This is a genomic window from Clostridium pasteurianum BC1, assembly GCF_000389635.1.
Taxonomy (GTDB): Bacteria; Bacillota; Clostridia; order Clostridiales; family Clostridiaceae; genus Clostridium_I; species Clostridium_I pasteurianum_A.
Genome location: NC_021182.1, coordinates 4,486,059 through 4,498,450 on the forward strand (window position 1 = coordinate 4,486,059; position 12,392 = coordinate 4,498,450).

Consider the following 12,392-nt stretch of genomic DNA (forward strand, 5'->3'; position numbering starts at 1 on the left):
TTTATAAAGAGTTATTTATTATCACTTAATAAAGTATTAATAAATTGTTAAATTTAAAATGTATATCTAAAGTTTTATAAGAATATATCTATAATAGTACACAAATAAAGGGAGGTTAATACATGTATCCATTTACTCCTAATTCCCATGATAAATTATCTAAATATCTTTTTAATCTAATATCAAATTCAAATGAATCCATCAAATTCATAAATGGAATAATAGATGAACTATTAATGTTTGATAAATTTAATAAAAATGCAGACTTTTTAAAATTTATAATATATTTTAACAATGGAAGTTTTTCTAGTTTTAAATGTGAAGGATACCTAAAATGTCTTATAACTTCTAAATTCTATACTCCTTCTCTTATAAACTATTTAATAAATGAAATAGATATGTGTTTTAATGATTTTACTCAATCTTTTATATACCTTGATATAATAAAAATAAACTATAAAACAACAGTTAATGAAGATTTTGAAAAACTATTAAAGGAAATAGATAATTTTACAAACATACTCAAAGTTATAGCGGATGTAATCAGTCTTTATAATTTCTCTTATTAGGAAAGCTATACCCAGTTATCTGATCTTAGAAACAAATTTATTTCCTTCTATAAAAAATCTCCAAGGAAAATCTTTTGCTTCTCCTGCATAATCAATTCCTATTCTCTTTGATATACCTATATCAAAGGGTTCTTTATGGCCCTCTTTAATAAACAAAATATCTTCACATAAATCTATTCCATTGCATCCTCTTTTATCAATATCCATAGCTTTACAAAGCTTTGATGGTCCATTTGTTAAATTTATTACTTGTTTCTCTTTAAGCTCCTCAAAGGGTACCTTATATCTTCTCTCACTCATTATCTTTATGCCATCAACAGGCTGAAGTGCTCTAATGAGTACTGCCTCCCCTATTCCTTCTTCTCTGGTAACTACATTCATACAATAATGCATTCCATATATAAAAAACACATAAGAAAGACCTGGCTTACCATACATTACTTCAACTCTCTCAGTTCTTCTTCCATTATAAGTATGAGCTGCTTTATCTATAATTCCCTTATAGGCTTCAACTTCTACAATTTTCCCGGAAGTCGTTTTACCTCCAACGCTGTGAACCAGTATCTTACCTAAAAGATCTTTAGCTACCTCTACAGTATCCCTATTATAAAATTCTCTTTTTAATTTCATAGTAAATCACTCCATAAACAGTTACTAAATTTAATTAATTAAACTGCTAGCTACTAAAATAAAAAAACTATTGACCCCTAATAAATATGAATTGAATAAAACATGAATTTAATGTCAAAATTAATTAATATAGGCTACAATATGTATTCTATAAATAAGACACAATACAAAACATAGAGTAGGTAGGTGCTGCAATGTATAATCTCAATAAAAATAAAATTCCAAATAATGCTCAGGTAGTTTTAAATAGATTCAAAAGAGATTTTTTTATTGAATATAATAACTCATCAATTAAGACTAAAACATTAATGAAGAAATATTTTCAACATATATATAGACGTTGGTACTATTCTTCCTTAGTATTTAATAATTATCTTTCACCTTCAAATATAATAAATAAGATTTTTTTACAAAATAATATTACCAATACTACTATATTGACCACAGCAAGACCAGTACTAAAGAACAATAAAATTCGTGATATAAACTTTAAGTCATATGAATATAATATAGAAAATCATCCTATTATAAAGGATATCTGTTTACTTACAAGTTTTTTTACTCCAGATAGAGAAATTAAAAATAATGGGCTTTTACAGACAAGGCTTATTGAATCCATTAAATATAAATTTACTATACCAGATATTTTCTACATAAACTATATAACAAAACTATCCTTTGAGCTAGGAATTATAAAAAAATTGCCCTCTATAAACTGTAATCGTGCTCAAATTTGCTATAATGCTGACTTTTGGGAAAATGACAATAAAAATCAATTTAATAAGATTGTAAAAGCTTCTATTGAACTCTCTTCAAAAAAGTTATTGGAAGCTCTTTCTGAAGTAGATGACTTTTTTAATATTGATTATCTAAATTCATTACTTAAAAATGGAATACATATAGAAAATACCATTGAAAATGATTATTTAAAAAAACTAAGCTTAAATCTCAACTATATTATGGCAACTATTATCAAGGAACCAAAGGAGCTATCAAAAGATGAGCTTAAAATTTTAGAATTATTTAATAAACTTGGATGCTTTATAGAAACCTATTTTATAACAATAATGGGCCAATATTTAGGAATACTTAATCCTATTAATACCTTTACTTTTATATTTCCTATAGAGATACAAAAGTATACAAATAATTATAATATGGATTGTACTAAAGAAATATTTTTATTTAGTCCATCTTCACTTTATGATCTTTCAAATTTTGGAGAAATTTATATGGGCTCTAAGGCAAAAGGAAAAAAACTTGAACATATACCAGAAAATATTGACTATAGAAAACTTAATCATTCTCTAAGTACATTAAACAGCTTTAATGAAATTAAGCTAAAGGATTTTCTAACTTTCAAATAATTCTATAACTAAAATATATCCACAAACACATAAAAAATATGTAAGTTCCAATTAAAAAATATAAGGTAAGCCTTTATAACTTACCCTATATTCTTTAAATCATATGGAGTTTCCTGATAAACATAGTAATTTAACCAATTTGAAAATAATAAATTAGCATGACTTCTCCACCTTACTATAGGAGTTTCATTTGGGTCATCTTCAGGAAAATAATTTTTAGGCATCTTTGGATTAAGTCCATTGCATAAGTCTCTTTCATACTCTTGTTTTAAAGTCAAAGGGTCATATTCAGAGTGTCCTACCACAAAAATTTGTCTTCCATTTTTATCAGAAACTATATATACTCCTGCTTCTTCAGATTCTGATAATATAGATAATTCTTTTACCTTTTCTATATCTGATCTTCTAACCTCCGAATGCCTTGAGTGAGGTGCAAAAAATTCATCATCAAAACCTCTAAGAAGCTTGGTACTTTTTTTCATTACCTTATGTAAGAACACACCAGACATTTTATCTTTTAAAGCATACTTCGGTATATTGTAATGATAGTTAAGCCCTGCTTGGGCACCCCAACATATATGCAAAGTTGAATGTACATTATGTACACTCCAGTCCATTATATCTTTAAGTTCATCCCAATAATTAACATCATCAAAGCTTAATTGTTCTACAGGTGCTCCTGTTATAATTAAACCATCAAATTTTTGATCCTTAATTTCGTCAAAAGTTTTGTAATAAGTCATTAAATATTCTTCAGATACATTTTTCGATACATGAGTCTTAGGATGTAGTAATTCAATATCAATCTGTAAAGAAGTGTTACTAATTAATCTCAAAAGCTGAACTTCTGTGGAAATTTTATTGGGCATAAGATTTAAAATTGCAATTTTTAATGATCTAATATCTTGATGTACCGCTCTATTTTCAGGCATTATAAATATATTTTCATTATTTAAAATTCCAGCAGCAGGTAAATCATCTCTTATTTTAATAGGCATAGTTACTCACCTCTAAAGTCTTTATTAACTATTTTTAATTTTATGCTAATTTTTATTATATCATATATTAATATATAAATGGTGAAATAAACTACTTTTATGACTTAATTCATAATTGTGAAAAGGACTAACTAACTAGCAAGTTAGTTCGGAACTTTCTTAAATTACCAATTGAAGTTCAATAAACATTACCAGCTTAGTGTACATCCTGTATTATATTCGAATTCTTCTTTTACAAGCTTAAGCTTATTTTCATCTTTGTTTTCAAGTCTTAATTCTACATTCAAATTAGAACTACTAAAAGATGGATTTTTTCTTAAAACCATCTCATTTTTTCCACAAAGCATCACTGCAAAATTTATTATTTCATTTTGGTTTGCACTACGCGATATGCACATATTCCATCCAGTATGTTCTACTAAATTGTATAGTTTTTCGTTATATTTATTACCTATAGCTGGAGTTATAAAAAATAATTCTATGTATTTACTACCATTTGATACCTTTATGCTCTTTTTATACGGTTTGAATTTCTCTTCCTTAAAACTATTATCTATAAAACTCAAAGCTTGGTTTTGCTCCATTGCATTGAGTTTATTTTTGCCTTCCACAATGTTATCATTAATTTCTTTACCTGCTCCATTATTTTGTATTGCCAAATCTAGACCTGTTTTTTCTTTAAATTTCTGTAATATTTCTTTATCAAAACTGTACTCTGAATTTAGTATCAATAGCACTTTCTTGTCCTCTAATTTATAGGATATTTTCTTTATGTCTGCATCATAAAAAAGTTCTTTAATTAATATGTTCACTGCATTTATATTTAACGAAGAATTTATTTCCACTTCCCACTGAACTTGCTTTTTAAAATTTTCTATACTATTATATATACTTTTGTTTACAATATTTGGAAAATCAAAGCTTAAGACAATTCTTTTATCCTCATACATGATGCTGGCTTTTTTAAAATTAAACTCACCAAAACATAAGCTTATCTTTTCATTAAGCTCATTTGGCTTTAATTCTCTCTCTTTGGTTTCCTCTTCTATTTCTTCTCTACTCCTACATTTAAATAAAAATAATCTTCTTGCGTCATTATCAAAATATACACTCTGAACTATTAATTTTTCAATTTTATCTAAGTTCATAGATGTTATTTTATTATTTCCATTCCATATATAAATAATTTCTTCTATGGTAAAAAGTCTCTCACCGTAATTTTCAAATATAAACTTCCATAATTCTTTTATATTCTCTTCGTCTAATTCTCTGGAACTTCCCACAATATTTTGTATCTGCCTTTTCCACTGTTTTCTTGGGTTCCTTATACTTATTTCATAGCTTCCTCCACATTCTGGTGCATAGACTCTTCCTCTTACTTCTCCACAAAGCTCCCTAGTAAAATCTTTTACTACTTCTTCATTTCCATGTACCATAAATATATTACCGGGAGCCAATAAATTTATAAGAGATTTTATCTCACTTTTATCGCTGTGGGCAGAAAGTCCTACTTTTTCTACTTTACATTTTACAGGTATTATTTTCCCGTTAAGCTCCAGTTTTTTTTCCTCATCTTCCTCTAAAAGCTTTAATAATTTTCTTCCTGGAGATTCTTCGTCCTGATATCCAGTTATGATTATGTATCCATTTTCCATAGGAGCTATTTTTTCTGCATAATACTGACTATATCCTCCTGTAAGCATTCCTGAACTGGAAATTATTATACAGGGCTCTTTTTCCTGCAATATTTTATCTCTTAATTCCCTGCTATCTACAGAAATTATATTGTCATCATAGAAAGGTTCAATTCCCCTTAATATTTTTTTACCCAAAGAATTTTTCAAATATAAAGGATTAAGTTTATATACTCTATTTATATCCCTTATCATACCATCTACATAAACTTTTATATTTTTTATATTTTTTTTATTTAATGCTTTCTTTATAATAAGCAAGATTTCTTGCGATCTTCCCAAGGCAAAAGCCGGAATCAGCATCTTTCCTTTATTTATCTCACATTCTTTTATGAATTCCAAAAGTCTTTGCTCCTCAACGTCTCTATTGGAATGAAGTTTATCTCCATAAGTGGTTTCAAAAATTGCTACATCAGGTCTTAATTTAGGTACCTTTAAACCTTCTATAGTTTTTTGAGAAAATATAGAAAAATCCCCTGAATAAAATACAGTGCCTTCATTAGAAGTAATATACACGCAAGATGCCCCTGCAATATGTCCCGCTATATAAAAGGTAAGCTTTATGTCTTCAAAAATATCAATTTCTCTCATATAATTTATGGCAACTATTCTATTAAGCATATCCTGCACATCTACCTCTACATACAGGGGAATTTCCAATTCTCTATTATTCATTATTTTTAAACTATCGTAAAGAAGAACCTTCATTAGGTCTTTCGTCATTCTATTTGTATATATTTTTGCATATGGATATTCCTTACTTATAATTGGTAACGAGCCTATATGATCCATATGCGCATGACTTATAACAATGGCATCTACTCCACCCTTATCTTGAATAGTTTTAAAATCCGGTAAAGGATCTTTAGAATTACTCTGCCTTATTCCACAGTCCAATAATATATTTTTATTATAAATTTTAATGAGTATACAGCTTCCTCCAACTTCACTGGCTCCTCCTAAAAATGAAATATTCATATGTACTATCACCTACTAATTTAATTTATTCATATATCCATTATTATATGATTATATCCAAAAAAGTACATTAGGCATATAAAAATAAAATTAATGTGCCTTGTAAATTTATTATTTAATAGTATTTTTTAATATTTCATCCAGACTATCCATACTAAATGGCTTTGAGATATAATTATCCATACCACATTTTATAAATTTTTCTCTATCTCCAATCATTGCATAAGCTGTCATAGCTATAATTGGTGTATGTTTTCTCAGTACGGCCTCTTTCTTCCTTATAATTTCTGTAGCCTCATATCCATCTAAAATTGGCATTTGTATATCCATTAATATTAAGTCCACAGAATTATCTTCTAAAATTTCAATAGCTTCTTTTCCATTAGATACACTAATGTACTTATAGCCTAAATGCTTCAAAAATCTGTGTACTATTTTCTTATTTATTTCATTATCCTCTACCACAAGAATAGTTTTATGCTTTACAATTTTATTTTCTTCTAGGATATGCTTTACATTATGTTCATTTTTGTGACTAGTTATGTATTTCTCACCTAAAGAAAATTCAGCTAGCAAAAATAATTTTACAACAATGTTTCTTTATCATCATATACTAATATAAATGCTAATAAATCTAGGGGGAGCTAATATGGATATGTCTTATCCATCCTTTATGTGTCCATTGTTTAATTTATACAGAAATGTTTATTTATTAGATGTAAAGCTAGGAGATGTAAATGGTGACGGCAAAATAGATAAAGTATCTCTATATGGCAACAAACCAGATGGTGCTGCAGGCATCTTTGCAGATAATATTACTGTTGTAATTCAATATGGTGATCCCAATCAAATAAAAACTATAATACCTAAATTCAATTCAGGATATAACGCCAGACTATTCCTTGGAGACTTCACTAAAGATAGGATAAAAGATATAAAAGTAAGTATAGATTCTGGCGGTAGTGGGGGATATGGTTTCTACTACATCTATTCCTTTAAGAACAATATACTTAAAGAAATTTTTGACTTTAATAAATATAATGAAACTTATAAATTTCAAGTTAATTACAGAGATCTATATAAAGTAGATATTAGCAGCATTAACCTTAATAAACTTTTTGTATTGGATATCAGTTACAAGGGTTCTGAATATCTATCCAATTACTATGATAAGAATGGAAGGCTTAAAAAGCCTATACAGGGAGAAGCTCTTGATTTAGGTGTCTTAACACCAGTGGTAAATAATGAGAAACTTATCGTCTACGATATAATTGGATTTCAACGTATAATAGGTACCTTTAATGCAGACACCTTAGGCTATATTGAAAATCTTCTGACCTGGAATGGTGTAAATTTTACATCTTCCAGAATTGTTGCTTCTACTCCTGGTACGAATTTAATTTCCTCTTAGAAATTAATTAAAAAATCAGGAAGCTTAATCACTATATAATACGGCTAATCAAGCTTTCTGATTTATTACATGATTTTATCAAAAATTCTATTGTAACAGTGCTATTATAATAACTAAGACATCGTAAATAAATAGTCATGTACTGTCTATTTCGCTTGCTATTTATTTTCACACGTTTTATTTTTAACTATTTACCTAATCTCTTCTCTAATTCTTCCTTCTTAGACTCATAACCTGGTTTTCCAAGAAGAGCAAACATATTTTTCTTATATTCTTCTACCCCAGGTTGATCAAATGGATTTACTGCTAATAGATATCCACTTACACCACAAGCCTTTTCAAAGAAATACATTAAATATCCTAGATAATAAGGAGTTAATTCAGGCACGTTAACTGCAATATTAGGTACTCCTCCATCATTATGAGCCAAAACTGTTCCTTCAAAGGCCTTTTTATTTACATAATCCATTGTCTGACCTGCCACGAAATTTAATCCATCTATATTTTCATCACTTTTTTCAATAACAATATTCTTTCTAGGACTCTCTATATTAACAACAGTTTCATATATATTTCTTAAACCCTGTTGAATATATTGTCCCATGGAATGCAAATCTGTTGAGAAGTCAACGGATGCTGGGAATATTCCCTTACCATCTTTTCCTTCACTTTCACCATATAACTGTTTCCACCATTCTCCAAAATAATGTAAGCTTGGTTCATAATTAACTAATATTTCTGTAGTTTTACCTTTTCTATACAAAGCATTTCTAGCTGCTGCATATTTATAAGCATCATTTTCTTCTAAATTAGGAGAACTGTAAGCTTCTCTTCCTGCTGCTGCACCTTTAAGTAATTCTTCTATATCTATACCTGCAGCTGCTATTGGTAAAAGACCTACTGGTGTCAACACACTAAATCTTCCTCCCACATCATCTGGAATAACAAAAGTTTCATAGCCTTCTGTATCTGCCAAGGATTTTAAGGCACCCTTTTCTTTATCAGTAGTAGCATATATCCTTTCCTTTGCCCCATCTTTACCATATTTCTTTTCCAAATAATCTTTGAAAATTCTAAAGGCTATAGCAGGCTCAGTGGTAGTACCAGATTTTGATATAACATTAACTGAAATGTCCTTTCCTTCAATCGTTTCCAATAAATCCACCATATAAGTTGAGCTTATATTATTTCCCACAAAGAATACATTTGGTGAATTTCTCTTTTCTTTTGGAAGACTATTGTAAAAAGTGTGTGATAAAGTCTCTATAGTAGCTCTAGCACCCAAATAAGATCCACCTATTCCAATTACTATAAGTGCATCTGAATCATTTCTTATTTTTTCTGCTGCTTTTTTTATTCTTTCAAATTCCTCTTTATTATAGTCTACTGGAAGATCAATCCATCCTAAAAAGTCATTTCCCTGTCCTGTTTTATTATGAAGCATATTATGTGCCTCTGTTACTAATGGCTGAAGATATGTAAGCTCATTTTCATTTAGAAAAGAATCCAATTTTGTTAGATCTAAAGATAATTTCTTTGTCATAATCTTACCTCCTAAAATATATTAATGACTATACTTTATATAATTTCATTCTTAATTATGATTATACCTTATTTGTTTTTGGCTTTCAATAATAACCATTCCATAATTTGTCATATGTATTTATAGTTTGATTTTCACAACTATTTTCTTTACATTCATTTCTCCATCAAAAACACAACCTGGTTTATGTCCATCTTCTGGGAAAAGTATACAAAAATATTTTTCTTTTAAGTTTATTTTTGAAGAATAGGAACCTTCCCTATAAAAAGTTACATCTTTTTCTTTGGAATACTCTTCTTGTAAAATTAATTGGTCTATTGGAGACCATACAATAGTTTCTTTGCCCTTTACAATAAACTGAATATCTATGTATTTTTCATGTGATTCCCATTTGTTTTCACTATTATTTTTTGTTGCATAAGATTGTACAGATGCATACACATTATCAGAATCTATTTCATGTCTACCATCTGTAAGTTTTTCAAGGTCATTATCTGTTAAAAATTTAAAAGCTTTTTCAAAGTTACTGTTCACATTGGCATATAAATTTATATTTTCTAATTTGTCTAAAATCATTTTGCATCCTCTTTTCAATATTAATTTTAAAATATATTTTTATTTAATTTACACCTTTAATATAAGCATAATATTAAAGTAGTTAGTAATCAATATATACTTATACCTTTGCAAATTAATTTTCAATTGCAAATAAAGAGGGAATATATTAAATATGTACAATATATTCCTTTTCTTCATTTTTAATATTTTTTATAAATTGGGTATTGATAATCTCAAGATTATATTTTTTATAAAAATAGCACAATAAAAATTTATCTTGATAGCTAATAATTAGCACTTAAGATGAGTTGATTTTTGGTATAATGAAATAAGAAGTCTATTTTGTAGAAATAAGAGTGAGCTACGCTTTAGCTAATAAGGAAAGAGATTAATACTATTATTTTATTAATTATTTACTTGAACAAGTATTGTTTATTAAAAAATTTATTTGTTAAAAAAGGAAAAATTTAATTTATATATTTTAGAAAAATTTTAGAATTATTTTATTACTTATTTAGAAACAAATTATAAAATATATTTAGAAAACAATCTAATCATATGAAAATAAATAAAAAGTTAAATATAACATACTTACTAATTATTTATTTACGATGTCTTAAAATTAATAAGGAGGATATGATTTGTTATGAAGAAAAAAGTTATTATTGCCATTATAGCAGCAGTAGTTATCGTAGGAATTGTAGGTTTAAGATTATCAGCAAGGAATAAGACTAATTTTACAGCTGTGAAGACTGCAAGTGTTACAAAGGGAAATATAAATGCCTATTTATCTACAACTGCTACAATAAAATCTAAAAACAGCAAGAGTTATTTTTCACCACAGCAGTCAAAGGTTAAATCAGTAAATGTAAAGGTAGGGGATAAGGTAAAGAAAGGAGATGTACTGGTTACATATCAAGTTCAGGATACTTCTGCAGCAGTAAAGCAAGCACAAATTAATTTAAGTAATGCTCAAAGCCAAAAGCAAGATTTATTGAACACAGTGGCAAGTAATAATCAAAAGCTTACTGATACAAATAATCAGATAAACGACATTACAAATCAAATAAATGCTTTAAAAGAACAACAAAGCAAAGACCCTAATTTTCAAAAGACTGGAAGCGCTACTCAACTTCAGCAGTTGAATTCTACATTATCTCAATTAAACAGCACAAAAAGCTCAATACCAGATCTAACAGAAAAGTTAAAACAGGCCGATAATCAAATAACTTTAGCACAGACAAATTTGGATACTGCAAATACAAATGCAGCTCAAAGCACTGATAGAAATGTAGCAGATTTTGATGGAGTAGTTACAGCTGTAAATGCTGTTGTAGGAAGTTCTCAAGTTGTAAGTGCGTCAGCAGCAGGTGCATCAGGTGGATCCGCAGGTGCTGCAGTAACTATAGAGGATCAAAGTAATCTAGAAGCAGAAGTAAATTTAGATAAATATAGTGCCACGGAAGTTAAAGTTGGACAGACTGCAAACTTAAGTTTTGCAAATAAAGATTATACAGGCAAGGTATCCTATGTAGCGCCAACTGCTGAGACAACAACTTCTACTACAGGACAAACCACAACTCTCACTGCAGATATTGATATTAACGCTCCACAGGATGGATTAGTTGAAGGCTTTGATGCTGATGTAAATATATTAACTGGACAAGTTAACGATATTATAAAGGTTCCTGCAGAAAGTATAAAGACAGATAAGTCTGGAAAGAACTACGTGTTTGTTATATCAAATAATAAGGCTGTTCAGAAAGAAGTTCAATTGGGATTACAATCAGATACAGAGGCACAGATAAATAGTGGAGTTAACGCTGGTGATAAGATTATACTTAATCCAAGTGCATCAATACAGAATGGTACAGCAGTAAAAGATAGCACAAGCACAGGAGGCAAGTAAAATAATGATTGAGGTTACAAATATAGTTAAAAAATATGTAACTGGAGAAATAGATTTTACTGCACTAAAAGGAGTTAATTTAAAGATTGAAAAGGGAGAATTCACTTCAATTATGGGACCTTCCGGTTCGGGAAAATCTACCTTCATGAATATATTAGGATGTCTTGATAAAATGGACAGCGGCATATATATGCTAAACGGAAAGGATGTTTCCAATTTAACTGGTAATGAATTAGCTCTTGTGCGAAACAAAGAAATAGGTTTTGTATTTCAAGCTTTTAATCTATTGCCTAGACTTACTATATTGGATAACGTTGCTTTGCCTATGGTATATGCAGGTGTTTCAGCTAAGGAACGAAAAGAAAGAGCACTAGAAGCACTGGTAAAGGTGGGACTGGGAGATAGGGTCAAACATAGACCTAATGAAATTTCTGGCGGACAAAAGCAGAGAGTTGCAATTGCAAGGGCCATAGTGAATAGGCCTAATGTTATTATGGCAGATGAGCCAACAGGAAACTTAGATACAAAATCTACTTTTGAAATAATGAAAATTTTCCAGGATCTAAATGATGAAGGTTCTACAGTTGTTATGGTAACTCACGAACCTGATGTTGCCGTATATACCAAGAGAATTGTAAGATTTAAGGATGGAGAAATAACATCTGATGAAGAGGTAAAGGATAGAACAAGACTATAACAGCAATTATTTGCTAAGGTTTTGTAAAGGAGGTAAAT

At 28.8% G+C, this 12,392-nt stretch carries 11 protein-coding genes; 5 read left to right on the plus strand and 6 right to left on the minus strand.

Going from position 1 to position 12,392, the window contains the following annotated elements:
- Positions 1-122: 122 nt before the first annotated feature.
- Positions 123-569 carry a hypothetical protein gene (locus CLOPA_RS20810; protein WP_015617397.1) on the plus strand — a complete coding sequence of 149 codons (447 nt, stop codon included), beginning with the start codon at positions 123-125 and terminating at the stop codon, positions 567-569.
- A 15-nt stretch (positions 570-584) separates the two neighbouring features.
- On the opposite strand, the gene CLOPA_RS20815 is transcribed toward CLOPA_RS20810, so the two are convergent.
- Positions 585-1,199: a DNA-3-methyladenine glycosylase gene (locus tag CLOPA_RS20815; protein ID WP_015617398.1), complete on the minus strand. Its 615-nt coding sequence runs from the start codon at positions 1,197-1,199 to the stop codon at positions 585-587.
- A gap of 194 nt (positions 1,200-1,393) precedes the next feature.
- On the opposite strand from CLOPA_RS20815, the gene CLOPA_RS20820 reads away from it, so the two are divergent.
- Positions 1,394-2,566, plus strand: coding sequence for a hypothetical protein (locus tag CLOPA_RS20820; RefSeq protein ID WP_015617399.1), 1,173 nt, complete (start codon positions 1,394-1,396; stop codon positions 2,564-2,566).
- Positions 2,567-2,646: 80 nt separating this feature from the next.
- Here the strand turns inward: CLOPA_RS20820 and metA are convergent, their stop codons facing one another.
- From metA to CLOPA_RS20835, 3 genes are all read right to left on the minus strand, one after another.
- Positions 2,647-3,564, minus strand: a complete 918-nt coding sequence (metA, locus tag CLOPA_RS20825; protein ID WP_015617400.1) for a homoserine O-acetyltransferase MetA — start codon at positions 3,562-3,564, stop codon at positions 2,647-2,649.
- 188 nt (positions 3,565-3,752) lie between these two features.
- Entirely contained in the window at positions 3,753-6,236 is a 2,484-nt protein-coding gene (locus CLOPA_RS20830; RefSeq protein ID WP_015617401.1) for an MBL fold metallo-hydrolase, read from the minus strand.
- A gap of 111 nt (positions 6,237-6,347) precedes the next feature.
- Entirely contained in the window at positions 6,348-6,812 is a 465-nt protein-coding gene (locus tag CLOPA_RS20835; protein ID WP_015617402.1) for a response regulator, read from the minus strand.
- A gap of 73 nt (positions 6,813-6,885) precedes the next feature.
- Here CLOPA_RS20835 and CLOPA_RS20840 point away from each other — a divergent pair, with 73 nt between their 5' ends.
- Positions 6,886-7,647, plus strand: a complete 762-nt coding sequence (locus tag CLOPA_RS20840) for a hypothetical protein (protein ID WP_015617403.1) — start codon at positions 6,886-6,888, stop codon at positions 7,645-7,647.
- A gap of 187 nt (positions 7,648-7,834) precedes the next feature.
- Here the strand turns inward: CLOPA_RS20840 and CLOPA_RS20845 are convergent, their stop codons facing one another.
- Positions 7,835-9,190 carry a glucose-6-phosphate isomerase gene (locus CLOPA_RS20845; RefSeq protein ID WP_015617404.1) on the minus strand — a complete coding sequence of 452 codons (1,356 nt, stop codon included), beginning with the start codon at positions 9,188-9,190 and terminating at the stop codon, positions 7,835-7,837.
- Between the two features lie 120 nt (positions 9,191-9,310).
- Entirely contained in the window at positions 9,311-9,766 is a 456-nt protein-coding gene (locus tag CLOPA_RS20850; protein ID WP_015617405.1) for a YhcH/YjgK/YiaL family protein, read from the minus strand.
- A gap of 628 nt (positions 9,767-10,394) precedes the next feature.
- Here CLOPA_RS20850 and CLOPA_RS20855 point away from each other — a divergent pair.
- On the plus strand, positions 10,395-11,657 hold the full coding sequence (locus CLOPA_RS20855) for an efflux RND transporter periplasmic adaptor subunit (RefSeq protein ID WP_015617406.1): 1,263 nt from the start codon (positions 10,395-10,397) through the stop codon (positions 11,655-11,657).
- 4 nt (positions 11,658-11,661) lie between these two features.
- Positions 11,662-12,354, plus strand: a complete 693-nt coding sequence (locus tag CLOPA_RS20860) for an ABC transporter ATP-binding protein (RefSeq protein WP_015617407.1) — start codon at positions 11,662-11,664, stop codon at positions 12,352-12,354.
- The last annotated feature ends 38 nt before the right edge of the window (positions 12,355-12,392 follow it).